The sequence below is a fragment of the Paraburkholderia sp. WS6 genome (assembly GCF_030464835.1).
Taxonomy (GTDB): Bacteria; Pseudomonadota; Gammaproteobacteria; order Burkholderiales; family Burkholderiaceae; genus Paraburkholderia; species Paraburkholderia madseniana.
The window spans coordinates 177,484-203,425 of sequence record NZ_JALQCK010000001.1; the positions used below are offsets into that span (position 1 = coordinate 177,484).

General features: G+C 62.2%; 25 protein-coding genes. 13 read left to right on the top strand and 12 right to left on the bottom strand.

The features are described from left to right. Positions 1–201: 201 nt before the first annotated feature. Positions 202–414 (bottom strand): 30S ribosomal protein S21, encoded by a 213-nt coding sequence (gene rpsU, locus M0D64_RS00755; protein ID WP_115778899.1) that lies wholly within the window; start codon positions 412–414, stop codon positions 202–204. Positions 415–482: 68 nt separating this feature from the next. Then, on the bottom strand, positions 483–1,700 hold the full coding sequence (locus tag M0D64_RS00760) for an NAD(P)/FAD-dependent oxidoreductase (protein WP_266256293.1): 1,218 nt from the start codon (positions 1,698–1,700) through the stop codon (positions 483–485). A 123-nt stretch (positions 1,701–1,823) separates the two neighbouring features. Between M0D64_RS00760 and tsaD the strand changes: the two genes are divergently transcribed. Continuing rightward, the gene (gene tsaD / locus M0D64_RS00765) at positions 1,824–2,852 is read left to right on the top strand and encodes a tRNA (adenosine(37)-N6)-threonylcarbamoyltransferase complex transferase subunit TsaD (RefSeq protein WP_097394777.1); all 1,029 of its coding nucleotides are present in this window, start codon (positions 1,824–1,826) and stop codon (positions 2,850–2,852) included. A 124-nt stretch (positions 2,853–2,976) separates the two neighbouring features. Here the strand turns inward: tsaD and folE2 are convergent, their stop codons facing one another. From folE2 to M0D64_RS00785, 4 genes are all read right to left on the bottom strand, one after another. Continuing rightward, positions 2,977–3,783 carry a GTP cyclohydrolase FolE2 gene (gene folE2 / locus M0D64_RS00770; protein WP_266237986.1) on the bottom strand — a complete coding sequence of 269 codons (807 nt, stop codon included), beginning with the start codon at positions 3,781–3,783 and terminating at the stop codon, positions 2,977–2,979. Between the two features lie 327 nt (positions 3,784–4,110). Beyond that, positions 4,111–6,018, bottom strand: coding sequence for a 1-deoxy-D-xylulose-5-phosphate synthase (gene dxs, locus M0D64_RS00775; protein WP_266237984.1), 1,908 nt, complete (start codon positions 6,016–6,018; stop codon positions 4,111–4,113). A gap of 85 nt (positions 6,019–6,103) precedes the next feature. Continuing rightward, positions 6,104–6,985, bottom strand: a complete 882-nt coding sequence (locus tag M0D64_RS00780; RefSeq protein ID WP_054034829.1) for a polyprenyl synthetase family protein — start codon at positions 6,983–6,985, stop codon at positions 6,104–6,106. Continuing rightward, the gene (locus M0D64_RS00785) at positions 6,982–7,290 is read right to left on the bottom strand and encodes an exodeoxyribonuclease VII small subunit (RefSeq protein ID WP_054034828.1); all 309 of its coding nucleotides are present in this window, start codon (positions 7,288–7,290) and stop codon (positions 6,982–6,984) included. The genes M0D64_RS00780 and M0D64_RS00785 overlap by 4 nt, the downstream gene beginning before the upstream one ends. Positions 7,291–7,577: 287 nt before the next feature. On the opposite strand from M0D64_RS00785, the gene M0D64_RS00790 reads away from it, so the two are divergent. Together M0D64_RS00790 and M0D64_RS00795 are read left to right on the top strand one after the other, a co-directional pair. After that, positions 7,578–8,684, top strand: a complete 1,107-nt coding sequence (locus M0D64_RS00790; RefSeq protein ID WP_266256294.1) for an aromatic ring-hydroxylating dioxygenase subunit alpha — start codon at positions 7,578–7,580, stop codon at positions 8,682–8,684. 184 nt (positions 8,685–8,868) lie between these two features. Further along, positions 8,869–9,738: a sulfurtransferase gene (locus tag M0D64_RS00795; protein ID WP_266256295.1), complete on the top strand. Its 870-nt coding sequence runs from the start codon at positions 8,869–8,871 to the stop codon at positions 9,736–9,738. 153 nt (positions 9,739–9,891) lie between these two features. Here M0D64_RS00795 and M0D64_RS00800 read toward each other — a convergent pair whose 3' ends face one another. From M0D64_RS00800 to polA, 3 genes are all read right to left on the bottom strand, one after another. Continuing rightward, positions 9,892–10,764, bottom strand: coding sequence for a dienelactone hydrolase family protein (locus M0D64_RS00800; protein ID WP_266256296.1), 873 nt, complete (start codon positions 10,762–10,764; stop codon positions 9,892–9,894). Between the two features lie 90 nt (positions 10,765–10,854). Continuing rightward, positions 10,855–12,207, bottom strand: a complete 1,353-nt coding sequence (locus M0D64_RS00805; protein WP_266256297.1) for an NAD(P)/FAD-dependent oxidoreductase — start codon at positions 12,205–12,207, stop codon at positions 10,855–10,857. 177 nt (positions 12,208–12,384) lie between these two features. Further along, on the bottom strand, positions 12,385–15,126 hold the full coding sequence (polA, locus tag M0D64_RS00810) for a DNA polymerase I (RefSeq protein ID WP_266256298.1): 2,742 nt from the start codon (positions 15,124–15,126) through the stop codon (positions 12,385–12,387). A 1-nt stretch (position 15,127) separates the two neighbouring features. Here polA and M0D64_RS00815 point away from each other — a divergent pair, with 1 nt between their 5' ends. Next, positions 15,128–15,871 carry a TIGR00730 family Rossman fold protein gene (locus M0D64_RS00815; protein WP_054034825.1) on the top strand — a complete coding sequence of 248 codons (744 nt, stop codon included), beginning with the start codon at positions 15,128–15,130 and terminating at the stop codon, positions 15,869–15,871. 79 nt (positions 15,872–15,950) lie between these two features. Here M0D64_RS00815 and M0D64_RS00820 read toward each other — a convergent pair whose 3' ends face one another. Beyond that, positions 15,951–16,868 carry a transcriptional regulator GcvA gene (locus tag M0D64_RS00820; RefSeq protein ID WP_154557910.1) on the bottom strand — a complete coding sequence of 306 codons (918 nt, stop codon included), beginning with the start codon at positions 16,866–16,868 and terminating at the stop codon, positions 15,951–15,953. Positions 16,869–16,965: 97 nt separating this feature from the next. Between M0D64_RS00820 and M0D64_RS00825 the strand changes: the two genes are divergently transcribed. Together M0D64_RS00825 and M0D64_RS00830 are read left to right on the top strand one after the other, a co-directional pair. Then, positions 16,966–17,535, top strand: coding sequence for a chromate transporter (locus M0D64_RS00825; protein ID WP_266237969.1), 570 nt, complete (start codon positions 16,966–16,968; stop codon positions 17,533–17,535). Then, the gene (locus M0D64_RS00830) at positions 17,532–18,062 is read left to right on the top strand and encodes a chromate transporter (protein WP_154557912.1); all 531 of its coding nucleotides are present in this window, start codon (positions 17,532–17,534) and stop codon (positions 18,060–18,062) included. The genes M0D64_RS00825 and M0D64_RS00830 overlap by 4 nt, the downstream gene beginning before the upstream one ends. Before the next feature lie 64 nt (positions 18,063–18,126). Here the strand turns inward: M0D64_RS00830 and M0D64_RS00835 are convergent, their stop codons facing one another. Next, complete coding sequence (locus tag M0D64_RS00835; RefSeq protein WP_266238276.1) at positions 18,127–19,653, bottom strand: AMP nucleosidase; 1,527 nt, start codon at positions 19,651–19,653, stop codon at positions 18,127–18,129. Between the two features lie 200 nt (positions 19,654–19,853). Here M0D64_RS00835 and M0D64_RS00840 point away from each other — a divergent pair, with 200 nt between their 5' ends. The 7 genes from M0D64_RS00840 (at position 19,854) to M0D64_RS00870 (ending at position 25,579) form a co-directional block, all read left to right on the top strand. Then, a complete protein-coding gene (locus M0D64_RS00840; RefSeq protein WP_154557914.1) occupies positions 19,854–20,249 on the top strand; it encodes a hypothetical protein in 396 nt (131 codons plus the stop codon). 297 nt (positions 20,250–20,546) lie between these two features. Further along, complete coding sequence (locus M0D64_RS00845; protein ID WP_266237966.1) at positions 20,547–21,542, top strand: homoserine kinase; 996 nt, start codon at positions 20,547–20,549, stop codon at positions 21,540–21,542. Beyond that, on the top strand, positions 21,533–22,339 hold the full coding sequence (locus tag M0D64_RS00850; protein WP_093634984.1) for a BPSS1780 family membrane protein: 807 nt from the start codon (positions 21,533–21,535) through the stop codon (positions 22,337–22,339). The genes M0D64_RS00845 and M0D64_RS00850 overlap by 10 nt, the downstream gene beginning before the upstream one ends. Before the next feature lie 169 nt (positions 22,340–22,508). After that, positions 22,509–22,961, top strand: coding sequence for a MarR family winged helix-turn-helix transcriptional regulator (locus M0D64_RS00855; RefSeq protein ID WP_054034820.1), 453 nt, complete (start codon positions 22,509–22,511; stop codon positions 22,959–22,961). A gap of 172 nt (positions 22,962–23,133) precedes the next feature. After that, positions 23,134–23,553, top strand: coding sequence for an organic hydroperoxide resistance protein (locus M0D64_RS00860; RefSeq protein WP_093634982.1), 420 nt, complete (start codon positions 23,134–23,136; stop codon positions 23,551–23,553). A gap of 307 nt (positions 23,554–23,860) precedes the next feature. Then, positions 23,861–25,360 carry a deoxyribodipyrimidine photo-lyase gene (locus M0D64_RS00865; protein WP_266237964.1) on the top strand — a complete coding sequence of 500 codons (1,500 nt, stop codon included), beginning with the start codon at positions 23,861–23,863 and terminating at the stop codon, positions 25,358–25,360. 18 nt (positions 25,361–25,378) lie between these two features. Next, entirely contained in the window at positions 25,379–25,579 is a 201-nt protein-coding gene (locus M0D64_RS00870) for a tryptophan-rich sensory protein (protein WP_266256299.1), read from the top strand. Between the two features lie 98 nt (positions 25,580–25,677). On the opposite strand, the gene M0D64_RS00875 is transcribed toward M0D64_RS00870, so the two are convergent. After that, positions 25,678–25,854 (bottom strand): DUF3563 family protein, encoded by a 177-nt coding sequence (locus M0D64_RS00875; protein WP_093634980.1) that lies wholly within the window; start codon positions 25,852–25,854, stop codon positions 25,678–25,680. Between the last annotated feature and the right edge of the window lie 88 nt (positions 25,855–25,942).

Consider the following 25,942-nt stretch of genomic DNA (forward strand, 5'->3'; position numbering starts at 1 on the left):
CCAATGCGCCGTATCAATACGCCACATCCAACACAAACGCCCGCTTGGGACTGCTTCCTCAAGCGGGTTGGCGCAATTTTGCGTAGTGGATGCGACCCTGCCGGCTGGCCCGAAGGGCCGTGTTTTCCGCGATGGCACCTGCTGTGCCGTCACCGTTGGATGTCGCCGCTCCGTTCAACGGGAACCGCGGCAACGCCAGAATCAGTAGAACTTCTTTGGCAGCATCTGGCCACGCAGACGCTTGAAATGACGCTTAACCGCAGCCGCCTTCTTGCGCTTGCGCTCAGCCGTAGGCTTTTCGTAAAACTCGCGGGCGCGAAGTTCCGTTAGCAGCCCGTTTTTCTCCATCGTGCGCTTGAAGCGGCGCATGGCCACTTCAAACGGCTCGTTGTCTTTTACATGGACGGTCGTCATTTTTCAATAACGGGACTTTGTAAAGGTTCAGGAGTATAGCAGAGCTTTCTCACAAAGCTAATGCGCCGTCAAGCCCCTAAAACGTACTCCGCGGACGCCTGGCCGGCCGCCACGCCGGAGGCCCACGCCCACTGGAAATTGTAGCCGCCGAGCCAGCCAGTCACGTCGACCGCCTCGCCGATGAAGTACAAACCCGGCGTGCGGGCGCTCATCATCGACGCCGACGACAGCTCGCGCGTATCGATGCCGCCGCGCGTGACTTCGGCCTTGCGGTAGCCTTCGGTGCCGTTCGGGGTGAGCGTCCAGCGCGACAGGGCCTCACCGATGCGGCGTAGCGTCTTGTCAGGCAGATCGGCCACGCGCGCTTCGGCGGAAATCTGGTGGGTTTCCAGCCAGACGTGGGCGAGCCGTTGTGGCACCCATTCCGAGAGCAGATTGGCGATCTGGCGCTTCGTGCCGGTTTTGGCTTCCAGCAACGCGGTGGTGGCGTCCTGCTCGGGCAGCAAATTGATGTGAATCGGCTCGCCGGGCTGCCAGTAGCTCGAAATCTGCAGAACCCCCGGGCCCGACAGGCCGCGGTGCGTGAGCAGCAGGTCCTCGTTGAACTCGGAGCCGGTCTTCTTGTTGCCGGTCGCCAGTTGCACTTCGAGCGACACGCCGGAGAGCGCCGAGAACGGCTCCCAGTCGGCCGGAGCAAAGGTCAGCGGCACCAGCGCGGGGCGGGTGTCGATCAGCTTATGGCCGAATTGCTTGGCGAGGCGATAGGCGAAATCAGTGGCGCCGATCTTGGGGATCGACAGGCCGCCGGTCGCCACCACGAGCGCGCGGGCCGTGATCGGGCCGGAGTGGGTGTCCAGCGTGAACCGTCCTTCGGCGTCATGCCGCACCTGGTCGACCGCGAGCGGCGTGCGCCACGCAATGCGGCCCGCGTCGCATTCGTTCTTCAGTACGTTGATGACCGCGTCGCTCGACTGGTCGCAGAACAGTTGCCCCTTATGCTTCTCGTGCCACGTCACGTGATGGCGCTTGAGCAGCGCCATGAAGTCGCGCGGCGTATAGCGCGCCAGCGCCGAGCGGCAGAAATGGGGATTGGCCGACAGGTAATTGGCCGGTCCGGCATACAGATTCGTGAAATTGCACCGGCCGCCACCGGAAATGCGGATTTTCTCCGCGAGGCGCTGCGAGTGGTCGATCAGCACCACGCGACGGCCGAGTTGCCCGGCCACGGCCGCGCACATCATGCCGGCCGCGCCCGCGCCGATCACTGCGATATCGAAGGATTCCATGGGGCCGCATTGTACCTGCGCGCCTGCGGCTCCCTGCCCGCACTGCTATACTTTCAGGCTTGCCTTTTCACTTTTGGGCGCTGGGGTGGCTTCACTCTCGCTCCCATTCAAACCCCACCCATCATGCTCGTTCTCGGCATCGAAAGCTCCTGCGACGAAACCGGTCTCGCGCTCTACGACACAGAGCGCGGACTGCTCGCGCACGCGCTGCATTCGCAAATTGCGATGCACCGGGAGTACGGCGGCGTGGTGCCGGAATTGGCGTCGCGCGACCATATTCGTCGCGCGCTGCCGCTGCTCGAAGAGGTGATGGAACGCGCCGGCACGGTGCGCAGCGACATCGACGCGATCGCCTATACGCAAGGCCCTGGCCTCGCGGGCGCGCTGCTGGTCGGCGCGAGCGTGGCGAATTCGCTGGCCATGGCGTGGGACAAGCCGACCATCGGCATCCACCATCTCGAAGGGCATTTACTGTCACCGCTGCTGGTGGACGAGCCGCCGCCGTTTCCGTTCGTCGCGCTGCTGGTGTCGGGCGGCCACACGCAGTTGATGCGCGTCACGGATGTGGGCGTCTACGAGACGCTCGGCGAAACGCTGGACGACGCCGCCGGCGAAGCTTTCGACAAAACCGCCAAGCTGCTGGGCCTAGGCTATCCGGGCGGCCCGGAAGTGTCGCGGATGGCGGAATTCGGCACGCCCGGTGCAGTGGTCCTGCCGCGTCCCATGCTGCATTCCGGTGACCTCGATTTCAGCTTCAGCGGGCTGAAGACCGCTGTCCTCACGCACGCGAAGAAGCTCGGCGGCGCGAATATCTGCGAGCAGGCGAAAGCGGATCTGGCGCGCGGTTTCGTCGATGCGGCCGTGGAAGTGCTGGCGGCGAAATCGCTGGCCGCGCTCAAACGGACCAAGCTTAATCGGCTGGTGGTCGCAGGCGGCGTCGGTGCAAACCGGCAACTGCGTGAAGCGCTTTCCGCCGCGGCGAAGAAACGCAATTTCTTTGTGCACTACCCCGATTTGTCGCTGTGTACGGACAACGGCGCGATGATCGCGTTGGCAGGCGCATTGCGATTGCAACGCTGGCCCGATCAATCGGGTAAAGACTACGCGTTCACCGTAAAGCCGCGTTGGGATTTGACTTCCCTCGCACGCTGAGCCCGCAACGAGGCCGCGACGCCCTTCGCATACCGGGCCACACGATGACAATGGCAACCCCATAGAAAAAGCCGCTTCGAAAGCGGCTTTTTCTATTTGCGGAAAGCAAGAAGCTAAAGCGTGATCACGCCGCCCGCTTATCCCGCTCGATCACTGCATACGCGCTGTGATTGTGAATCGATTCGAAGTTCTCAGCTTCGAGCACATAAGCGACGATGCGCTCGTCTGCATTCAGACGCTGCGCAACGTCACGCACAAGGTCCTCGACGAACTTCGGATTTTCATAGGCACGTTCGGTGACGAACTTCTCATCCGGACGCTTGAGCAAACCCCACAGTTCGCACGAGGCTTCTTCTTCCGCGATACGAACCAGCTCTTCCACCGCCACGTCGCCCACTAGCTCCGCGTTGATCGTGACGTGCGAGCGCTGGTTGTGCGCGCCGTACTGCGAAATTTTCTTAGAGCATGGGCACAGGCTCGTGACCGGCACCAGCACCTTCAGGAACAGACGCGTCGCGCCGTTGCGGGTCTCGCCCGTCAACGTCACTTCGTAGTCGAGCAGACTTTGCACGCCGGACACCGGCGCGGTCTTATTCACGAAGTACGGGAACGACACTTCGATTCGGCCTGCCTCGGCCTCGAGCTTTTCCAGCATCGCGGCGAGCATGGTGCGAAACGTGGCCGCCTCGAGCGGCGCCTTGTTCTCTTCAAGCAGCGCGACGAAGCGCGACATGTGCGTGCCCTTCTGATCGGCGGGCAGATGCACGTCGAGATTCCACGTGCCTACAGAAGGCTGCACTTCGCCGCCTTGCGTGCGCACCGTCAACGGATGGCGCACTGCCTTGACGCCGACTCGTTGAATCGGGATCTGACGCGTATCGGGCGTGCTCTGCACGTCGGGCATCACAAAGGCGGGATTCATCTGGTTCATATTCTTGTCCTTTCAGGAAACGCCGGGCCGTCCCATGTTTTCCGCTCCGCAGGAAGTCCCCCGCCCCGAAGGAAGCCCCTTCAGGGATTGGAGGACCCCATCGGCGGGTGTCGCAAAGCGACACGTTTGAGGGCGCTCAGCGGCCGTGCGAATCAGGTCGCGCAACGGCAAACGCCGGCCCCTGCCGGCGTTGGATGATGGACCCGAAGGTCCATCGACTCAAGTTGGAGATTGCTATGGCCGCCATAGCCGCGGCGTAGCGCACGGCAGTGCAGCTGAACGACTCAGCCAATCCACGCCGCTAAGTGAGGCAACTGAGTGACGCAACTAAGCGACGCGCTTCACCGAGGATTGGCCAGCGACCGCGCCGCTGGAAAGAAAGCGTTCGCGAATCGACTTGGCGATGCCCGCTGCGTCCAGACCGCAGGCGGCGAGCAACTTGGCCGGATCCCCATGATCGATGAAGCGATCCGGAAGGCCCAATTGTAGTACGGGCCGGATAACTCCACTCTCAAGCAGGGCTTCGACGCATGCCGATCCCGCGCCGCCCATCACGCAGCCTTCTTCCACCGTGACGATGGCGTCGTGCGTTTCGGCGAGCTGACGGACCAGTTCGGCGTCCAGCGGCTTCACGAAGCGCATGTTCGCCACCGTGGCGTCCAGTTGCTCAGCGGCCGCCAGCGAGGGCGCAACCATCGTGCCGAATGCCAGAATCGCAATCCGCTTGCCGGCCGGTTGCGACGTTTCGCGACGGACCTCGCCCTTGCCGAGCGGCAGCGCCGTCATTTGCTTGACGGTTGCCACGCCCGTGCCGGCGCCGCGCGGGTAGCGCACTGCCGTCGGGTTCGGCTGCTGCAATGCCGTGTACAGCATCTGGCGGCATTCGTTTTCGTCCGACGCAGCCATCACCGTCATGTTCGGGATGCAGCGCATGAACGCCAGATCGTAAGCACCCGCGTGCGTGGCGCCGTCCGCGCCGACCAGACCCGCGCGGTCGATGGCGAACACCACCGGCAGGTTCTGCAGCGCGACGTCGTGGATCAACTGGTCGTAAGCACGTTGCAGGAAGGTCGAGTAAATCGCGACCACAGGCTTCATGCCGTCCGCAGCCAGGCCGCCGGCGAACGTCACTGCGTGCTGCTCGGCGATGCCGACGTCGAAGTAACGATCCGGGAAGCGCTTCTCGAACTCGACCATGCCCGAGCCTTCACGCATGGCCGGCGTAATACCGACCACGCGCGCGTCCAGCTCGGCCGCGTCGCACAGCCATTCGCCGAACACCTGCGTGTACGTCTTTTTCGACGGCGTGGTGGCGGGCTTGATGCCCTCAGCCGGATTGAACTTGCCCGGGCCGTGATACAGCACCGGATCGGCCTCGGCCAGCTTGTAGCCCTGCCCCTTCTTCGTGACGACGTGCAGGAATTGCGGACCGCGCAGTTCCTTGATGTTCTGCAGCGTCGGGATCAGCGAATCGAGGTCGTGACCGTCGATCGGGCCGATGTAGTTGAAACCGAACTCTTCGAACAGCGTAGCCGGCACGATCATGCCCTTCGCGTGCTCTTCGAGCTTGCGGGCCAGATCGAGCATAGGCGGCGCGACGCGCAGCACACGTTCGACGCCCGCACGCGCGGCGGCGTAGAAACGGCCCGACATCAGGCGCGCCAGATGGCGATTCAACGCGCCGACCGGCGGCGAAATCGACATGTCGTTATCGTTCAGGATGACCAGCAGCGGCACGTCGTCTTCGACGCCGGCGTTGTTCATCGCCTCGAAGGCCATGCCGGCCGTCATCGCGCCGTCGCCGATCACGGCGATGCCCATGCGGTTCTCGCCCTGCAGCTTACTGGCAACGGCCATGCCAAGCGCCGCCGAGATCGACGTGCTGGAGTGCGCGGTGCCGAAGGTGTCGTATTCCGACTCGTCGCGCTTCGGAAAGCCCGAGATGCCGCCGAGCTGACGCAGCGTGTGCATCTTGTCGCGGCGGCCCGTCAGGATCTTGTGCGGGTAGGTTTGATGGCCGACATCCCACACGATCCGGTCGCGCGGCGTGTCGAACACATAGTGCAGAGCAATGGTCAACTCGACCGTGCCGAGGTTGGACGAAAGATGGCCGCCCGTCTGCGATACGCTGTCGAGCACGAAGGCACGCAACTCGTCGGCAAGCGGTTGCAATTGGCGGCGATCGAGGCGGCGCAAGGCTGCCGGGTCGTCGATAGTTTTCAGCAAGTCGTACATCGTCGTTCCATTGTAGGAAAACTTACGCGCCCGCACTTCATACATGCACCCCGTAGCAAAGGTGCGCGGCGGCGGGCTTTCGCGTTCAGCTAACCCGGTTCACCACCAGGTCGGCCAATTCGGCAAGACGCTGCGCGCGCGCACCAAACGGCGCAATCGCAGCGTGGGCGTCGCTGCGCAGTTGCGCTGCGAGCGCACGCGACGCATCCAGCCCAATAATCGACACGTAGGTCGGCTTCCCGTCCTTCGCGTCTTTACCTGCGGTCTTGCCAAGCGTCGCGGAATCGGTCGTCACGTCGAGAATATCGTCGACAACCTGAAACGCGAGGCCTACGGCGGCCGCGTACGCGTCGAGCGAACGCATGGCGTCCGCATTCGGCGTTTCGCCCGCCAGCGCGCCCATGCGCACCGCGGCACGCAACAAGGCGCCGGTTTTCATCCGGTGCATGGTTTCGAGCTGCGGGCGCGTCAGCGTATGGCCGACACTCGCGAGATCAATAGCCTGGCCGCCGCACATGCCGATCGAGCCGCTCGCCAAGGCCAGTTCACGCACCAGCGCGGCCTGCTGCGCCGGCGCCAGCACATCCGACGTCAACGCGACGAATGCCTGCGCTTGCAGCGCGTCGCCGACCAGCAGCGCCGTGGCTTCGTCATACTTGACGTGCACCGTGGGCTTGCCGCGACGCAGCGCGTCGTCGTCCATGCAGGGCATGTCGTCGTGCACGAGCGAGTACACGTGGATCATTTCCAGCGCCGCCGCGGCCGCATCCAGGCACTCGGCGCGCGCGCCGGTCAGCTCGCCGGCCGCGTGGCACAGCAGCGGGCGCACCCGCTTGCCACCGCCCAGCACGGCGTAGCGCATGGCTTCATGCAGTTTGGCCGGCTCAGTCGCTTCCGTGGGCAGATAGTGTTCTAGTGCCGATTCGACACGTTCGAGTACCGAGCGTGTCCATTGTTCGAATGTCATAGGTCGTCCCCGCTTTCAGTAGCGGCTGTGCCTGCGCTATTCATAGGCAGCGGCTTCAGCGTCTCGCCATCGAGCACGCGCACCTGTTGCTCGACCTTCTCGAGCTGCTGCTGGCAAAACGCGACGAGCGCCGCACCGCGCCGGTAGGCGGTGAGCGATTCCTCGAGGCTGAGATTGCCGCCTTCCATGCGCGCCACCAACCCTTCCAGCTCAGCCTGGGCGGCCTCGTAGTTCTCGGGCAACGGCGTGGTATCGACGCCTTCAGCAGGCGCGGCAGCAGTATCTTTCGACGCGGTCTTCGCCATGAATAGTCGCAAAATTAAAACAAGTCGGACATTCTACGGCAAAAGCGACATTTCCGATCCCATCGCCAGCCCGCGCCCCGCCTTTGCCCTTCGCGCCCGCCTCTCAGTCTCGCAGAAAAAAAACGATTGGTCTGCGGCGAAAACCGTGAACTTCCTTGACATTTTTGACCCAAATCAGGCACTTAAGCGCCCCGAGGAGGGGGAATCGGGTATAATCGCGGGCTCCCTAAATCGAATCTATCGATGGTTGGGTTGTTCACTGCTTTCACGTCTTCACGGGAGTGGGAATGTCCAATCTGAGCAATGCATTGCAGTTGCGGTCTGTCCACAGCCAGCTGCCAGTCACGGCTTACTTTGACGAAGCGCTTCTAACGCGCGAAATCGACACCCTTTTCAAGAAAGGTCCTCGCTACGTCGGCCACGATCTCATGGTGCCCGAAGCGGGAAATTATTTTGCTCTGCCCAGCGAGAGCGAAGGGCGTGTGCTCGTCCGTAACCAGCAGTCGCAAGTCGAACTGTTGTCGAACGTGTGCCGCCACCGGCAAGCCATCATGCTCAACGGCCGCGGCCAGACGGAGAACATCGTCTGCCCCCTGCATCGCTGGACGTACGACCTGAACGGCCAGCTCCTCGGCGCACCTCATTTTGCGGATAACCCCTGCCTGAATCTCGGCGCCACGCCGCTGCAGAACTGGCAAGGCCTGCTGTTCGAAGCGCAGGGGCGCGACGTCGCGCGGGATCTGGCGCGCCTCGGCACCAAGCAACACTTCGATTTTTCGGGCTTCATGTTCGATCACGTCGAAGTGCACGAGTGCAATTACAACTGGAAGACCTTCATCGAGGTCTATCTGGAGGACTACCACGTCGCGCCGTTCCATCCGGGCCTCGGCAGCTTCGTCAATTGTGACGACCTGACGTGGGAATTCGGCGAGTGGTACAGCGTGCAGACGGTCGGCGTCCACAAGGATCTGGAGCAGCCGGGCAGCCCGACGTACCGTAAATGGCACGACGAGGTGCTGCGCTTCCGCGGCGGCAATCCGCCTGATTTCGGCGCGATCTGGATGGTGTACTACCCCGGCATCATGATCGAGTGGTATCCGCACGTGCTGGTCGTGTCGTGGCTGATTCCGCGCGGTCCGCAGAAAACCACCAATGTGGTGGAGTTCTATTACCCTGAGGAAATCGCGCTGTTCGAACGCGAGTTTGTCGAAGCCGAGCGCGCTGCCTATATGGAAACGGCCCGCGAAGACGACGAGATCGCCGAACGCATGGACGCCGGCCGCCGCGCGCTGATGGATCGCGGCGAATCGCAGGTCGGCCCGTATCAGAGCCCGATGGAAGACGGCATGCAGCACTTCCACGAGTTCTTGCGGCGTGAACTCGGCGCGATCTGATTCGCGCGCGGTCCGCATGCATCGGTGTTTGATGCCGATCCTGGCGCGAACCGCATCAAAACATGGAAGACGGGCTTCGGCCCGTCTTTTTTTGTTTAGACTATCAGTATCGTTCGGCCATTCGCTAACGGCCTCAAGCCGCTGCGTAAGCGCCGCAACCATCTTGCATGGGACTGGAGACGTCATGCCCCACACTCACTACACCACACTCATCTCCGCGACAAACCTCGCGGAACGGCTGGCCGCCGCGCCGGGCAGCGTGTTCGTCATCGACTGCCGTTTCGATCTGGCGGACACCGAGGCGGGCGAAAAAGCCTATCTGGCCGGGCACTTGCCGGGTGCGCACTATCTGAACCTCGATCGCGATCTGTCGGGGCCGAAGAACGGCCACAATGGCCGCCATCCGTTGCCGGATCGTGCAAGGCTGGTGGAAACGCTGGAGTCGCGCGGGCTCAAGCAGGGTCAGCAGGTTGTCGCGTATGACGCGCAACGCGGCATGTACGCCGCGCGCGCATGGTGGCTGCTGCGCTGGCTCGGCCACGATGCGGTTGCGCTGCTCGACGGCGGACTGCAAGCCTGGGAGGCCGCCGGTCAACCGCTGACACAAGACGCGCCGGCGCAGAATACCGGTGACTTCAAAGCGGGGGCGCCACTCTCCGTCACCGTGGACGCGCAGACCGTCGAGCGCAATCTCGGCACGAAAGAACGCGTCGTGGTCGATGCGCGCGCGAACGATCGCTATCGCGGTGAAAACGAAACGCTGGATCGCGTCGGCGGCCATATCCCTGGCGCGCTCAACCGGTTCTTCAAGGACAACCTCACCGCCGACGGCCGCTACAAGCCGGCCCACACGCTGCGTGAGGAATTCCATGCGTTGCTGGGCGACACGCCGCCGGAACACGTCGTGTTGCAATGCGGCTCGGGCGTGACGGCGTGCGTGAACGTGCTCGCGATGGAGATCGCCGGCATGCATGGCGCGGCGCTGTATGCAGGATCGTGGAGCGAATGGAGTTCTGATCCGAAGCGGCCGGTTGCAACGGGCCCGAATCCTTAAGCGGCCCATCAAGCGGGACGAATAGCAAAAGGCCGTGGCTGCTTTCCAGCGGCTACGGCCTTTCTTATTCTTTAAGGCGAGCATATCGACGCACCCTTTTGGCACGTTAGCGACGACATCAAGACGCACAACCGGTCAGGCAAGCGCGCGCCCTCAGGCGACCCCATGCTGCTTGAACCACACCAGCGCACGTCGCCAGCCATCCTCGGCATCAGCCTCCTTGTAACTCGGCCGGTAATCCGCGAAAAACGCGTGGCCCGCATCGTCGTACACGACGAATTGCGAGCCGCGCCCCGCCCGCGGACCCTGCGCGATGGCCTGTTTCATCTGCTCGAGCGTGGCTTGCGGGATACTCTTGTCCTGGAGCCCATATAAACCCAGTACCGGCGCATGCAGATCCGCCACCAGGTCAAGCGGATTGGCCGGCGTCATCGCGTTCTTCGCGCCCACTAGGCGCCCATACCAGGCCGCGGCAGCCTTCAGCCGTGGATTGTGTTCGGCATACAGCCACGCAATACGCCCACCCCAGCAAAAACCGTTCACACCGAGCCGGTTCAGATCGCCGCCATGTTCGCCGGCCCACATGACGGTCGCATCGAGATCGGCCATTGCCTGCTCGTCCGGCACCTTGCTCATGATCTGATCGTCGATCTGCTGGATGGTCGGCAGCACCGAAGGATCACCCTCCCGCTCGAACAGGTTCGGGGCGATCGCCAGATACCCCAGCTTCGCAAAGCGCCGGCACACATCGGCGATATGCTCGTGCACGCCAAAGGCCTCATGCACGACGATGATCACTGGCAAATGCGTCTTGCCCTTCGGCTGCGCGCGATAGGCCGGCACCAGCGTGTCGCCCGAACGCACGCCAATCTCGCCGGCTTCAAGACCGTCGCTATCGGTATGGATGGTTTGCGCCGACACCGGCAGCACGGCCGCGGCGAATCCGGTGCCGAGCGCGGCTTTGATGAAGGTGCGTCGATTGAAGGGAACGTGCGGGACCAGGCTGTCGATATCGGGTTTCAGCATGCGGCGCTCCTCAGGTAAAGGTTGGAGGCAACAGGATACGCTTCACCCGCATCCTGTTGCAGATGCAACCTTCTCGAGCGCAGTCAGCCTTCAGTGCAGCTTGACCCGCGGCAGCGTGGTGCGTCGCAACCAGTGCGCGAAGGTGTCGAGCACCATCCGCGCGTAGCCGTGCAGCGCCGCGATATGCAACCGGTACAGCGACATGTACATGAAGCGCGCGAACAGCCCTTCGATCAGCATATTGCCGCCGATCACGCCACCCATCAGATTGCCGACCGCGCTGAAGTGCCCGAGCGACACCAGCGAACCGAAGTCGCGATAGGTAAATTCGGGCAGCGGCTTATTCTCGAGCCGTGCCGCAAGCGCCTTCATCAGGAAGCTCGCCTGCTGGTGAGCCGCTTGCGCACGCGGCGGCACGTTGCGCTCGTTGCCCGGCCATGGGCAAGCGGCGCAATCGCCGAGGGCGAAGATGTTGTCGTCGACTTCGGTTTGCAGCGTGCGGCGAACGATGAGTTGACCCAGACGGTTGACCGACAGGCCGTCGAGTGCACTCAGGATGGCGGGCGCCTTGATGCCCGCCGCCCATACCGTCAGATCGGCGCGTACAGTTTTGCCGCTGGCCGTGCGGATCATGCCGGGCGCGACCTCCGCCACCGTCTCGCCGATCATCAGCTTCACACCGAGCTTGGTAAGCAATTCGGCGGTGGCCGTCGACACGCGCTCCTGCAAGGCCGGCAAAATGCGCGGCCCCGCCTCGATCAGCACGATGCCGACGTCGTGCCGCGGATCGAGCTTATGCAAACCGTACGCGGACAACACCTGGGCCGTATTGCGCAACTCAGCCGAGAGTTCGACGCCCGTCGCGCCGCCGCCGACAATCGCCACCTGGATGCGCGGCTCAGTGGAGGTCGACGACGTGCCCGGGCCCGATTCGACCGGTTCATGCACCTGATGCTCCGCGCGCATACATGCCGCGATCAGCCGTTTGCGGAAGCGCTCCGCCTGGCTGACCGTATCGAGCGCCAAGGAAAACTCAGGCGCACCCTTTACGCCGAAGAACGCCGTGGTGCTGCCGATCGCGATGATCAGCGTGTCGTATTCGAGTTCGCGTGCGGGCAGCAATTCGGCGCCGTCGTCGTCGAGCACGGTACCGAGCGTGAGACGCTTGTTCGCGCGGTCCAGACCGGTCAGATCGCCCTGCTGAAACTCAAAGCCGTGCCAGCGCGCCTGCGCCGCATATTCGAGTTCCTGGGTGAACGGGTCCATGCTGCCGGCGGCCACTTCATGCAACAGCGGCTTCCAGATATGGGTTGGATTACGGTCGACGAGCGTCACTTGCGCGCGCACACCGCCTTTGTTCTTGTGGGGCGAATAGCGGTCGCCTAAGCGCGTCGCCAGTTCCAATCCCCCCGCGCCCCCGCCAACGACGATAAAACGATGCATTGAACTCTCCGTATTTGCCGATGGGTTATGCGTCGCGACGGCGCGCATGAAGCATGAAACGCGCGCCGTCTGTCCTGGCGATTGTCCGCGAGCGGCACGGGTTGTCACAAGCCATCAATACGCATATGTGACATGCGCGCGACGATATCGCCTATCACGCGCGCCGTCACATGCACGTCAATGCGCTTCCTCCCAGTTCAGGCCGGCGCCCACTTCGGCGACCAGCGGCACTTTCAGCGCGGCGACACCGCACATCAGTTCCGGCAAGCGCTTACGTACATCGGACAACTCCGCGTCCGGCACTTCGAGGATCAGTTCGTCGTGCACCTGCATGATCATGCGCGTACCGACCTTCGACTCTTCGATCCACTTCTGCACCGCGATCATCGACAGTTTGATCAAGTCGGCGGCCGTGCCTTGCATCGGCGCGTTGATTGCCGCGCGCTCTGCGGCCTGACGGCGCGGACCGTTACCGCCGTTGATCTCCGGCAGCCACAGGCGGCGGCCGAACGCCGTTTCCACGTAGCCCTTGGCCTTCGCGCTCAGACGCGTTTCGTCCATATAACGCGCAACGCCCGGATAACGCGCGAAGTAGCGGTCGATATACAACTTGGCCGCGTCGCGCGTAATGCCGAGGTTCGCGGCAAGACCGAACGCGCTCATGCCATAGATCAGGCCGAAGTTGATGACCTTCGCCACGCGCCGTTGATCGTTCGACACTTCGAGCGGCGTCACGCTGAAAATCTCCGCGGCAGTGGCGCGGTGAATGTCTTCGCCTTGCGAGAACGCACGCAGCAGGGATTCGTCGCCGGAAATGTGCGCCATGATGCGCAATTCGATCTGCGAGTAGTCGGCGGAGACGAGTTTGTGTCCCGGCGGGGCGATAAACGCCTCGCGAATGCGGCGGCCTTCGCCGGTACGCACGGGGATGTTCTGCAGATTCGGATCGTTCGACGCCAGCCGGCCCGTGACCGCCACCGCCTGCGCATAGTTCGTATGCACGCGACCGGTTTGAGCGTTGACCATGCGCGGCAGCTTGTCCGTGTAGGTCGATTTCAGCTTCGACAAACCGCGGTGTTCGAGCAGGATCTTCGGCAACGGATAGTCTTCGGCGAGCTTTTGCAGCACTTCTTCGTCGGTGGACGGCGCGCCGCTCGGGGTCTTCTTGACCACCGGCAATTCGAGCTTCTCGAAGAAGATCTGACCGATCTGCTTCGGTGAACCAAGATTGAATTCGCCACCGGCCAACACGTACGCTTCGCTTTCCAGTTGAATCAGACGCGTGGCGATTTCACTGCTTTGCGCGCGCAGCTTTTCCGCGTCGATCAGCACGCCGGTGCGCTCCATCTTGCGCAAGACGCGCGAAGTCGGCACTTCGATGTCGCGATAGACGTAGTCGAGCGTCTTCTCCGCGGCCACTTGCGGATACAAGGCCTGATGCAGACGCAAGGTGATGTCAGCGTCTTCCGCCGCGTACTCGGCGGCTTTGTCCAGCGCGACTTCGTCGAAACCGATTTGCGACGCGCCCTTACCCGCGACCTCTTCGTACTTGATCGTCTTGATACCGAGATGGCGCAGCGCGAGGCTGTCCATGTCGTGCGTACGGTGCGATTCGAGCACGTACGATTCCAGCAGCGTGTCGTGTTCGACGCCGCGCATTTCGATGCCGTAGTTCGCCAGGACCTGTTCGTCGTACTTCATGTGCTGGCCGACTTTCTTGTGGTCGGCGCTTTCCAGCCACGGCTTGAGTTTCGCCAACACTTCATCGCGCGGCAGTTGCACGGGTGCGTCCGGACCGCGATGCGCGAGCGGCACATAAGCGGCATAGCCGGGTTCGACCGACAACGATAGGCCCACGATTTGCGCGGTCATCGGGTCGAGCGAGGTGGTTTCGGTATCGAATGCAGTCAACTCGGCGGCGTTGATTTTCTCAAGCCACGCGTCGAGTTGCTCCCAGGTCTGCACGGTATCGTAGTGACGTTCGTGATCCACGGTGAGCGCGGGCGGTACATCGGTCTCGGGACCTTCCACGACTTCGGCGACTTCCACCTCACGCAGCCAGGTCTTGAAGCCGTTGCGCGTGAACACGTCGCGCAGTTCCTCGCGCGATTCCGGCCGGCTTTCCAGGCTCTCTTCGATCGACACGATATGGCCGGTCAGATCGCATTGGCGCTCGACGGTGACGAGTTTCTTCGCCATCGGCAGAAAATCGAGCGCACGTCGCAGATTGTCTCCTACCGCACCTTTGATCTCGTCCGCATGTGCGACGATGCCATCGAGGGTTTCGTACTGCGTCAGCCATTTGATCGCCGTTTTCGGCCCGCATTTTTCGACGCCGGGCACGTTGTCGACGGTATCGCCGATCAACGACAGGTAGTCGATGATGCGTTCCGGCGGCACGCCGAATTTGGCAATCACGCCTTCGCGGTCGAGCTTCTCATTAGTCATCGTATTGATGAGGGTGACATGATCCGACACGAGCTGCGCCAGATCCTTGTCCCCAGTCGACACGATCACATTCATGCCGCGCTTTTCCGCCGCGGTGCTGAGCGTGCCGATCACGTCGTCAGCTTCGACGCCTTCGATCATCAGGAGCGGCCAGCCGAGCGCACGCACGGCGACGTGAATCGGCTCGATCTGACGCGCGAGATCCTCCGGCATCGACGGGCGGTTCGCCTTATAGTCGGCATACCAGTCGTCGCGGAACGTTTTGCCCTTGGCGTCGAACACGCACGCGCTATACTCTGCGGTAACTTCCTTGCGCATGCGCCGCAGCATGTTGATCATCCCATAGAGCGCACCCGTCGGGCCACCCTCGGGTCCGCGCAGATCAGGCATCGCATGGTAGGCCCGGTACAGATAACTCGAACCGTCGACCAATAGCAGGGTCTTACCTTCAAGGCTTCGTTCTTCAGGCATTATGACTAAGAGAAAAGTGATTCCGAGTCTGCGATCACTCGCAGATCAAGAGCGCGCTACGGCTAAGAAGGCCCGCGCATCGTGGCAGATGTTCACGATTATGGCAGAGTTTATCGAGGCGACCGAGTACCTCTCGGAGATTCGTCCGGCTGTCAGCATCTATGGTTCAGCGCGCCTGAAACCGAACTCGCCGTATTACAAACTCGCCACGCAGATCGCACGCAAGCTGTCGGACGCCGGCTTCGCGGTCATCTCGGGCGGTGGCCCCGGCATCATGGAGGCGGCCAACAAGGGCGCCCATGCAGGCAAAGCCCCTTCGGTCGGCCTGAACATCGAACTGCCGCACGAGCAATCGGGCAATCAATGGCAGGACATCTCGCTGCGCTTCCGCCATTTCTTCACGCGCAAAGTCACGTTCGTGAAGAACTCGGATGCGGTGATCGTCATGCCGGGCGGTTTCGGCACGCTGGACGAGCTCGCCGAAGTCCTCACGCTGATTCAAACCAAGAAGTCGCGCCACGTGCCGATCATTCTGGTGGGCGGCGAGTTCTGGGAAGGCCTGCTTGCGTGGTTCAAGAACTCGCTCACGCCGATGGGCCTGATCAATCCAACGGATATGGATTTGATGCAGGTGATCGACGACCCGGACCAGGTGCTCGAAGCAGTGCTGAAGTTCTATGAAGACCGCGAAGAAGCCGAACCGCATCCGGCCAAATCGGATGAGGACCGGATGTTCTATCTGTGATGCTGGCTCTTCGCGCCTCGTGCGCGAAGTCAGCTTGCTGATGTTCAATGCGTATTGAGCAGAGCAACGCATGCGGGTTCTAGCGAGTGGCCTCCAGGTCGCTCGCTTCCGCTACGTCGGTCTGATCACCCTGCGCTTGCAGCCATTCGCAGAACTGCGCCACTAGCGGCGCCTGCGCGACCTCCCGCCTCGCCACCCACCAATAGCCGCGCGCATCGATACGCGGACCGGCCAACGGCACGACGAGCCGTCCCGATGCCAGCTCATCCGCCAGCAAAGGCAACGGGCCGAGCGCTACGCCGAGCCCATCCACCGCGGCCTGCAAGGCCAGATAGAAGTGGTCGAACGACTGCTTCTTCCGGCATGTCGCCGTGACCCCTGCCGCCGATAACCAGTTGCTCCACGCATCGGGCCGCGTGTCCGAATGCAGCAGCACGTGCTTCGCGAGATCGTCGGCCGCCTTGATTGGTGAGCGTTGCAGGAGAGTGGGACTGCACACCGGGATCTCGCTCTCGCCAAGAAAATGGCCGCTCACGCAGTTCGGCCAATGCGCCGGCCCGCGCCGCACGGCGACGTCGAAGCCGTCCAGCGTTTCGACCGGTGCGTTTGAAGTCGATAGGCGCAGCTCCACATTTGGCACCTTGCGCTGGAATTGATGAAGCCGCGGCAGCAGCCACTTCATTGCGAAAGTCGGCAGCGCATTCACCCTTAAAACGTGAACGACGCCCGTATCACGCAATTGATCCGTAGCAAGCGCGATGCTGTCGAACGCGGCCTGGACGGTGGCCAGATAGCGGCGGCCGTCGTCGGTCAGGCGCACGCGCTTGCCGCGGCGATGAAACACCTGCACGCCGAGCCATGTTTCGAAAGCCGCGACTTGCCGGCTAATTGCACCGTGCGTCACATGCAATTCGTTCGCTGCGGCGGTGAAACTTTCATGCCGTGCGGCAGCCTCGAAGGCACGCAGCGCCGGAAAAGGAGGAAGATTACGAGCCATGCTTGTGATTCTAGATCACAAAGGCGCGCTCAAAAATCGTTTTGCCCAACGAGGGTTCGGCGCTAACCTCCAGAGCTTGAACTGGAAGCCTAGCGATATGGATCACGATCTCACTTCAATCACGGCCGACCGGGCGCCCACGCCCACATTGCGGGAAATTTTTAGCGGCTTTCTCGGCCTCGGGCTGATCTCATTCGGTGGCGCACTGCCGCTGGCGCGGCGCGCCGTGGTCGAGCAACGGCGCTGGCTGACCGACGCGGAATTCACCGACTTGCTGGGCCTGTGCCAATTCCTGCCGGGCGGCAATGTGATCAATCTTTCGGTGGCCATCGGGATGCGCTTTCGCGGCGTGCCGGGTGCGCTGGCGGGGTTGCTCGGGTTGATCGCGGGGCCCTCGCTGGTGGTGATCGGCCTTGGCGTGCTGTACGAACATACGCAAAACGACCCACACATTCGCCATCTGTTTGCCGGTCTTGCCGCCGCAGCGTCCGGTCTGCTGATCTCGATGGCCGTAAAAATCCTTCTGCCGTTGCGGGATAAACCGATGGCCGCGCTTATCGCGGCGCTCGGCTTCATCGCGATCGCCATCATGCGCCTGCCGCTTCTGCCTACGATGCTGGTGCTCACGCCACTCAGCATCTACATCGCGTCGAGGGCCGCACGATGAACGACACGCTCATTTCTCTCGCCATCATTTTCAGTCAGCTTTCGCTGCTCGCGTTCGGTGGCGGCAACACGATTCTTCCGGAGATGCAGCGACAGGTGGTGGATGTGCATCACTGGATGCCGGCCAGCGAATTCAGCGCGCTGTTCGCGCTCGCGCAAGCGGCGCCAGGGCCCAATCTGATGATCGTGACGCTGGTCGGCTGGCACGTGGCGGGTTGGGCGGGGATGCTGGTGACTTCTGTGGCGAAGTTCGGACCTTCGTCGCTCGTGACGATTCTTGCGCTGCATGCGTGGGATCGGTTCAAGGACCGTCCGTGGCGGCGTTACGCGCAAGCAGGACTGGTGCCGGTGACAGCAGGCATCGTCGCGGCGAGCGCGTCCTTGATCGCCGAAGCGTCGAACCCGACGGCGATTGCATGGGCAATTTGCGCATTTACCGCCGTACTGGCGTTGAAGACGCGCATTCATCCGCTGTGGTTGCTGGCGGCGGGGAGCTTGATCGGGCTGACAGGGTTTGGGCAGTTTTAAGGCGGTAAGGCGAGGAGAGGAGCAGACGCTCGCCCTCGCCTTACCGCGCCCTATCAAGAGGCGCTTATTGAAACGCCACTTCCGCGAAGCTGCGCAACTTACGGCTATGCAAACGATGCAGGCCATTCATCCGCAACAACTCCATCGCCTTCACGCCGATCTGCAAATGCTGATCGACCTGCGCGCGATAGAACTGATCCGCCATGCCGGGCAGTTTCAATTCGCCATGCAAAGGCTTGTCCGACACGCATAGCAAGGTGCCGTAAGGCACGCGGAAACGGAATCCGTTGGCGGCGATCGTCGCGCTTTCCATGTCGAGCGCGACCGCACGGCTTTGCGACAGCCGCTGCACCGGCTCACGGTGATCGCGCAATTCCCAGTTGCGGTTATCGACACTCGCCACCGTGCCCGTGCGCATCACGCGCTTCAACTCGACGCCATCCAACTGCGTGACCTGCGCGACCGCGCGTTCCAACGCCACCTGCACTTCGGCGAGCGCAGGAATCGGCACCCACAGCGGCAAATCGTCGTCGAGCACGTGATCTTCGCGCACATAGCCGTGCGCCAGCACATAGTCGCCCAAACGCTGCGTATTGCGCAGACCCGCGCAGTGCCCAAGCATGATCCACGCATGCGGCCGCAGCACGGCAATGTGATCCGTGATCGTCTTCGCGTTCGACGGCCCGACACCGATGTTGACCATCGTGATGCCGCTGCCGTCGGCACGCTTCAGGTGATACGCGGGCATCTGCGGCAGACGCGGCGGCGCCGTGCCTTCCTGTGCCTGCTCGCCGAGATTCTCGTTGTACGTGATCACGTCACCTGGTTCGACAAACGACGTGTATTCGCTGCGATAGGCGCGCAGTTCTTCGTCGTCGGTATGGGCCATCATCGTGCGGCCGAGTTTGACGAACTCATCGATATAGAACTGATAGTTCGTGTACAGCACGTAGTTCTGGCAATGCGTGGGCGAGGTCGCCGTGTAATGCTTCAGCCGATGCAGCGAGAAATCCACCCGCGCCGCCGTGAACAGCGCGAGCGGATGCGGATCGCCTGGCAGCGGCTCATACGTGCCGTTGACGATGCGGTCGTCGAGCAGCGCGAGGTCCGGCGTATCGAACACGTCGCGCATCAGGAACAGGCGCTCGCGATCCAGATCGCCCTCGAGATGGATGCCTTCGGCGAAAGCAAAGTGAATCGGAATCGGCTGGTCAGACACGCCGACTTCGATCTTCACATGATGGTTCTTCGCCAGCAGGCGCAATTGCTCGCGATAGTAGTTGCCGAACAGATCGGGCCGAGTGACCGTGGTCTCGAACACACCGGGGCCTGCAACGAAACCGTACGAGCGGCGCGAGTCGATATGCGTGTTGACTTCGGTGCGCACTCTGACGAACGGGTAGCAGGCGCGCACCCGGCGTTCGAACAGTTCGTTGCGGCGGTAGCGCGCGAAGGCGTCGCGCAGGAACGAGGTGTTCGCTTCATAGATCGCCGACAGACGCGTGACGGCCTCGACCGCGTCGTCAAAGGATTCGGTTGGGAAGCTGTTGGCGGGAGTCTGCACCGCGCGTTGATTGGTATCGTTGTTCATCTTCATTCGCCCCTATTCATGAGATGACATTACCACGGAACCCGCGATCGCCAAATGACCTCGCCGCGCCTACCACACCTGCCGCAACAGCGGCCGCAAGATTGCGCGCACGTCGCGCGAAAGCGGCGCAAAATAAGGCGATCGCGCCCGTAGGCAAGGCTGGATTTGCTAGAATCGGGGCACCATATTGGAGAATCACCATGAAGCCGTTCCTTCCCGTCGCCGTTGCATTGGCCCTCGCCTTTGGCAACGCGGCGATGGCTGCCCAGCCTGTCGATGACACTCCGGCCCCCGGCGCGCCCCAGTCCGCCAATGAACGGGCTGGTCTGCCTGACCTGGAGAAGATCAATCGTCCGGCCGCCGAGGTCAGCTCGAAGGTCGAAATCAACGTCCCGCGCACGCCGAGCTTCTACGAACGCAGCGCTAACGGCACCGAAATCACCGAATACCGCGACAAAGGCAAGCCCGTTGAAATCAACGTGCATTCGAATCTCGGCACGCGCTATCAAATGAGCGCGCCGCTCGACACGTCGCCTACCGTGCGCGACAACGGCCGCGCAAGCACGCGTCTGCCGTCGGTGAATCTGACATATTGACGGTTGCCTGGGCGGCGGCGTGACGTACGCCGCTCCGTGGAACTGCGCGGCCCGCGGGCGTCGCCCCGGGCTTTTAGCCTGCTTGCCGATTTTCAGCACCGCCTGCAGCATGGCGATACCGCGTTGAATTGTCACAGCGCTTAGCGACCCTGACGGGTGGCCAGGATTGGCAGGCAAGATTCGCTGCCTGATTGACTTTGACTGCGTGACCTTGACCGCGCTTTCTGCAACGCATTCGCCACACCTCGTACTGGTCGCCTCGCGCCAGCCCGACTAACCTGATCCGACGTTTCCCGCATGGCTGTCTTCACCGCTGTCACCGAACCCCAACTAGCAGAATGGATGCGTCATTACGATCTCGGCGAAGTCGTCGAGTTTCGCGGCATTCCGTCCGGTATTGAGAACAGCAACTTCTTTCTGACGACGACGCGCGGTGAATACGTCCTCACGATTTTCGAAAAGCTGACGGCCGAGCAACTGCCGTTCTATCTCGATCTGATGCAGCACCTGGCCGCGCACCGCGTGCCGGTGCCGGATCCCATGCCGCGCGAAGACGGCGCGCTGTTCGGCACGCTGCACGGCAAGCCCGCCGCCATTGTGACCAAGCTCGAAGGCGCGCCGGAGTTGGCGCCGCAAATCGAGCACTGCGTCGAGGTCGGGCAAATGCTCGCGCGCATGCATCTGGCGGGGCGAGACTACGCGCGCTATCAGCCGAATCTGCGCAGCCTGCCGTGGTGGCAGGAAACGGTGCCGACCATCCTGCCGTTTCTCGCTGGCGCGCAGCGCGACTTACTGTCGTCCGAACTGGCGCACCAGGAAGCTTTCTTCGCCTCGGCGGATTACGCCGCGTTGCCCGAAGGCCCCTGCCACGCTGACCTGTTCCGCGACAACGCGCTATTCGCGCATGCCGCGCCGGAATCCGGTCACGAGGTGCGCCTGGGCGGCTTCTTCGACTTCTATTTCGCCGGCTGCGACAAGTGGCTGTTCGACGTCGCGGTAACGGTCAACGACTGGTGCGTCGACCTCGCCACCGGCAAGCTCGACGAAGCACGCACCGAAGCCATGCTGCGCGCCTACCAGACCGTGCGCCCGTTCACCGTCGAAGAAAACCGCCACTGGGGCGATATGCTGCGTGCCGGCGCTTACCGCTTCTGGGTCTCGCGCCTGTATGATTTTCATTTGCCGCGCGCGGCCGAGTTACTCAAACCGCACGACCCCGGTCATTTCGAGCGCATTCTGCGCGAACGCCTGTCCGGCGTTGCTCTTCCAGGCATTCATACCTCATGCAACTGATCGAAGTCCCCGCGAAAACCGGCTATGTCTGGTTCCGGCAGGGTATCTGGCTGTTCCGCAAGAACCCGCTCGCGTTTCTGACGCTGTTCTTCACCTATCTGCTAGTCATGACGCTGGCAGCGCAGATTCCGGTCGTCGGCGGCGTGCTGCCGCTGGTCTTCATTCCGGGTGTCGCCGTCGGTTTCATGGCGGCGTGCCGCAACACCATCGCGGGCAAGCCGGTGTTCCCGACCATTCTGGTGGACGGCTTTCACTCGTACGGCCCCGCGGTCGCCAAACGTCTGCTGGCGCTGGGCGTGCTGTACGTCGTCGCGATGGCGCTGGTGCTGGCCGGCTCGGCACTCGCCGACGGCGGCATGCTGCTGAAAGTCATGCTCGGCATGGCTACGATGGATCAGGACGCGATCGCCAACAGCAATATCCCGCTGGCGGTGATCGCCGCGTTCGCGTTCTACATTCCCGTCGCGATGATTTTCTGGTTCTCGCCGGTTCTTATCGCGTGGCACGACGTGCCGCCCGTCAAGGCAATGTTCTTCAGCATCGTCAGTTGCTGGCGCAATCGCGGCGCGTTTATCGTGTTCGGTGCATTGTGGTTCGCGGTGGCGACGACCGTCTCGTTCGGCTTGTCCGCGCTGATGCAGGCGCTGGGCGCGGGCGACTTCGCATTCGCGATCCTGATGCCCGCCACGATGATCGTCACGACCATGCTGTATTGCTCGTTCTACGCGACTTATCGCGGCTGCTTCGGCGTGCAAACGCCTGAAGCACCGGACCTGCCGACCACGCCGGCGGCTTGAGCGCCGGCTAGGCCGCTGCTCAAGCGCGGGCGCTTTTTCGGCGCCCGTGTGGTTTCAATCCGGCGCACTGCCCGCTTTCGCCTTGGCACGCTCGGCATCTCGCCTCGACTTGCGGCACAATGGTTTGCGCGCAATCGATTTGCACGCTCTTTTTTCCGCGAGATGCAACATGACCCAGCGCCCCGCTTTGCCCTTCACGCTCGACGAGCAACTCTGCTTCGCCCTCTATTCGACCTCGCTTGCGATGACGAAGGCGTACAAACCGCTGCTCGACAAGCTCGGCCTGACGTACCCGCAATATCTGACGATGCTCGTGCTATGGGAAGCCGACGACGTCACGGTGAAAGACATGGCCGCGCGCCTGAATCTCGACTCGGCGACGGTCACGCCGCTGCTCAAGCGCCTCGAGGCGCAGGGCTACCTGGAACGGGTACGCGGCGTCGAAGATGAGCGGCTCGTCTATATCCGGCTCACCAAAGCGGGCACCGCGCTGAAGCGTCAGGCACGCGAAGTGCCGGCGGAAATCTTCTGCGCGACCCAGCAGACGCCGGAATTCCTGCTCCGTCTGCGTGACGATCTGACGCGCCTGCGCACCACGCTCAACGATTACATGGACCACTAGCCGGCCTGTTTCAAATGGCACGCTATCGAGTCGATACAAAAATTAGTTTGCACACAAATGATTTGTGTACTATCTTTATCACATGCCGCTTCGATAGCACTCCGCCAGAAAGGTGGCCAAACAGCGGCAAGCATGCAAACCACCCTGACAACCCAGATTTAGGAGCAGCACAATGAACATCCTCTACAAAGCAAGCGCAACCAGCACCGGTGGCCGTGACGGCCGCGCAGTGTCGTCGGACAATGCGTTGGACGTGAAGCTGGCGGCACCGCGTGAACTGGGCGGCACGGGCGCAGCGGGTACCAACCCGGAACAACTCTTTGCAGCGGGCTATTCGGCGTGTTTCCTGAGCGCGATGAAGTTCATCGCCGGCCAGCGCAAGCAGGCTTTGCCGGCTGACACGCAAGTCACGGCAGAAGTGGGGATCGGCCCGAACGACAATGGCGGCTTCGCGCTCGACATCGATCTGCGCGTCTCGTTGCCGGGCCTCCCCGCAGATGCAGCCAAGGAACTGGTCGACGCAGCACATCAGGTCTGCCCGTACTCGAACGCCACGCGCAACAACGTCGCGGTGCGCCTGCAAGTCGCGTAAGCTCCGGCGGCTTGAACGAATTGCCAATGAATCGAATCGTTGACACGCGCGGCACGACCGCGCCGTCATGAATAACGCCCGTATCCTGCAAACCAGGCGCGGGCGTTGTGCCATTTTGCGGCGCAACAGGCATTCGCAGACGCGGCACGCAATGTGCGGCATCAACCCGACCGATCACCTGCCGTCACGCGACTCCGCCGATAGCTCTGTTAGTAAACGCGCAGTTCAGTAATATCGTCGCCTGGCAACTGATCATTGCGCCGGTCGATGCTTAGCCGCGCAGCCCTTTACCCGACCCACGATTCCGATGACACGCCCCCGGCGCCTGAGCGACACCTTCGATACCGGTCTGGTCTGGTTTCGCCGCGATTTGCGCAGCACGGACAACGCCGCGCTCTACTACGCGCTCAAGCATTGCAGGCGCGTCTGGTGCGCGTTCGTATTCGACACGACGATCCTGCAACCGCTGAGCGACGCCTGGCAAACTCGCCATCCGGACACGCAGCCACAGGACCGCCGCGTCGAGTTCATTCTTGCTGCATTGGGCGAGTTGGACGAGGCGTTGCGCGCCAAAGGTGGCGGGCTCATCGTGCTGTACGGCGATCCGGCCGATCTCGTGCCCAGGCTCGCTGATGAACTCAACGTGGATGCAATATTCACGAATCACGATTACGAGCCGGTCGCGATCGAGCGTGACGAGACGGTGCAGGAGCGGCTTGTCGAAGCCGGACGCCAATGGCTGACGTTTAAAGATCAGGTGATTTTCGAGCGCGATGAGGTGCTGACAGGCCAGAACAAACCGTTCACGGTGTTCACGCCCTACAAGAACGCATGGCTCAAGCAGCTGACGGCCTTTGATCTGAAACCGTATCCGGTCGAGACCTATACTAAGCAGCTCGCAGCACTGCCGCCCAGGCTGAACCGTCAGTTGCCGACGCTCGATCAACTCGGCTTCGCACCGAGCAATCTTGCGGAGCTCAACTTGCCCACCGGCATGAGCGGCGCGCAACGCCTGCTTGACGACTTCATGACCCGCATCGACAGCTATCAGGACCGGCGAGACTTTCCCGCAGTCAAAGGCCCGAGCTACCTGTCGATGCATCTGCGCTTCGGTATCGTCTCGATCCGCACGCTCGCGCGGCTCGCGCACGAGATGTCACTGCAGCCGGACGGGCAAGGTTCGGCCACGTGGCTGACGGAGCTGATCTGGCGGGATTTTTACTTCATGATCCTCTCGCATCATCCAAAGCTGGCGGATGGTGCGTCGTTCAAGGAAGAGTACGACCGGCTGCGCTGGGAGCAAGGCCCGGAAGCGGACGAGGCGTTCGCCGCATGGTGCGACGGCCGCACGGGCTATCCACTGGTCGACGCCGCGATGCTGCAACTGAACCGCACGGGCTACATGCACAACCGCCTGCGGATGGTGACGGCGAGTTTTCTGGTGAAGGATCTGGGCGTCGACTGGCGACGCGGTGAGCGTTACTTCGCCGAACAACTGAACGACTTCGATTTCTCGGCGAATAACGGCGGCTGGCAATGGGCGGCATCGACGGGATGCGACGCGCAGCCGTATTTCCGGATCTTCAACCCGATCACGCAATCCGAAAAGTTCGACACCGAAGGGCGCTTTATCAAACGCTACTTGCCCCAACTGGCGAAACTGCCTGCCAAATGGATTCACGCGCCGTGGCTGGCGGGTGCGGATCGGCTCGCGGAATTTGGCGTGATTTTGGGCAAAGATTATCCCGCGCCGATCGTCGACCATGCCGACGCGCGGCAGCGTACGCTTGCCCGTTTCGGCAAGTAAGCGCCCGCTCACATTGATTTGATCAGGAACGTCTGGCGAAGACTGAAGGACGCGCCGTTTGCCGTCGTTGTTCGTGTTTTACTGCTGATCGTCGCACTGACGCTTGCACTCTGGCGACGGGACCACTGGGCTGGCGAACTACTCGAGCCCCATGTAGCCTGGGTGGCATTTACCGCGGTGTTGGATCACGCGCTGTGGCAATTGAATCCGGCTGTTTAAGCGTGTTTGAGCCCTTCCAATAGCTCATAACAGCTTGGGCGCCTTACCCCAAACATCGGCGTTCTTCATTACGCGCCGATGCTTCAAACTCGCGCAGCTTAGTGCTGGGCCATCCACGCCGGATGACGGGTAGCCGCCTCACGGTCGAGCTTGCGCATACGGAATTCCAGATCGTAAAGATCGGTTGCCTCTGCGAGGAAGGCGTCAGCGCGTTCTTTCGCGAGTTGATCGGGCGATTTGGTCAGGAACAGAAACAGGCGGCTAAGCAGGTACATGGTCAACCTCGACAATGAGTTTAGGCGTTAACGCCTAAGGGATAACCCGTATTATAGGGAAAACCCTAGGATCGCGCCAATACTCATT

Bases quoted from the DNA above. Each gene is read 5' to 3' on its own strand.
- rpsU (WP_115778899.1), bottom strand. From the start codon at position 414: ATGACGACCGTCCATGTAAAAGACAACGAGCCGTTTGAAGTGGCCATG.
- M0D64_RS00760 (WP_266256293.1), bottom strand. From the start codon at position 1,700: ATGGAATCCTTCGATATCGCAGTGATCGGCGCGGGCGCGGCCGGCATG.
- tsaD (WP_097394777.1), top strand. From the start codon at position 1,824: ATGCTCGTTCTCGGCATCGAAAGCTCCTGCGACGAAACCGGTCTCGCG.
- folE2 (WP_266237986.1), bottom strand. From the start codon at position 3,783: ATGAACCAGATGAATCCCGCCTTTGTGATGCCCGACGTGCAGAGCACG.
- dxs (WP_266237984.1), bottom strand. From the start codon at position 6,018: ATGTACGACTTGCTGAAAACTATCGACGACCCGGCAGCCTTGCGCCGC.
- M0D64_RS00780 (WP_054034829.1), bottom strand. From the start codon at position 6,985: ATGACATTCGAACAATGGACACGCTCGGTACTCGAACGTGTCGAATCG.
- M0D64_RS00785 (WP_054034828.1), bottom strand. From the start codon at position 7,290: ATGGCGAAGACCGCGTCGAAAGATACTGCTGCCGCGCCTGCTGAAGGC.
- M0D64_RS00790 (WP_266256294.1), top strand. From the start codon at position 7,578: ATGTCCAATCTGAGCAATGCATTGCAGTTGCGGTCTGTCCACAGCCAG.
- M0D64_RS00795 (WP_266256295.1), top strand. From the start codon at position 8,869: ATGCCCCACACTCACTACACCACACTCATCTCCGCGACAAACCTCGCG.
- M0D64_RS00800 (WP_266256296.1), bottom strand. From the start codon at position 10,764: ATGCTGAAACCCGATATCGACAGCCTGGTCCCGCACGTTCCCTTCAAT.
- M0D64_RS00805 (WP_266256297.1), bottom strand. From the start codon at position 12,207: ATGCATCGTTTTATCGTCGTTGGCGGGGGCGCGGGGGGATTGGAACTG.
- polA (WP_266256298.1), bottom strand. From the start codon at position 15,126: ATGCCTGAAGAACGAAGCCTTGAAGGTAAGACCCTGCTATTGGTCGAC.
- M0D64_RS00815 (WP_054034825.1), top strand. From the start codon at position 15,128: ATGACTAAGAGAAAAGTGATTCCGAGTCTGCGATCACTCGCAGATCAA.
- M0D64_RS00820 (WP_154557910.1), bottom strand. From the start codon at position 16,868: ATGGCTCGTAATCTTCCTCCTTTTCCGGCGCTGCGTGCCTTCGAGGCT.
- M0D64_RS00825 (WP_266237969.1), top strand. From the start codon at position 16,966: ATGGATCACGATCTCACTTCAATCACGGCCGACCGGGCGCCCACGCCC.
- M0D64_RS00830 (WP_154557912.1), top strand. From the start codon at position 17,532: ATGAACGACACGCTCATTTCTCTCGCCATCATTTTCAGTCAGCTTTCG.
- M0D64_RS00835 (WP_266238276.1), bottom strand. From the start codon at position 19,653: ATGAACAACGATACCAATCAACGCGCGGTGCAGACTCCCGCCAACAGC.
- M0D64_RS00840 (WP_154557914.1), top strand. From the start codon at position 19,854: ATGAAGCCGTTCCTTCCCGTCGCCGTTGCATTGGCCCTCGCCTTTGGC.
- M0D64_RS00845 (WP_266237966.1), top strand. From the start codon at position 20,547: ATGGCTGTCTTCACCGCTGTCACCGAACCCCAACTAGCAGAATGGATG.
- M0D64_RS00850 (WP_093634984.1), top strand. From the start codon at position 21,533: ATGCAACTGATCGAAGTCCCCGCGAAAACCGGCTATGTCTGGTTCCGG.
- M0D64_RS00855 (WP_054034820.1), top strand. From the start codon at position 22,509: ATGACCCAGCGCCCCGCTTTGCCCTTCACGCTCGACGAGCAACTCTGC.
- M0D64_RS00860 (WP_093634982.1), top strand. From the start codon at position 23,134: ATGAACATCCTCTACAAAGCAAGCGCAACCAGCACCGGTGGCCGTGAC.
- M0D64_RS00865 (WP_266237964.1), top strand. From the start codon at position 23,861: ATGACACGCCCCCGGCGCCTGAGCGACACCTTCGATACCGGTCTGGTC.
- M0D64_RS00875 (WP_093634980.1), bottom strand. From the start codon at position 25,854: ATGTACCTGCTTAGCCGCCTGTTTCTGTTCCTGACCAAATCGCCCGAT.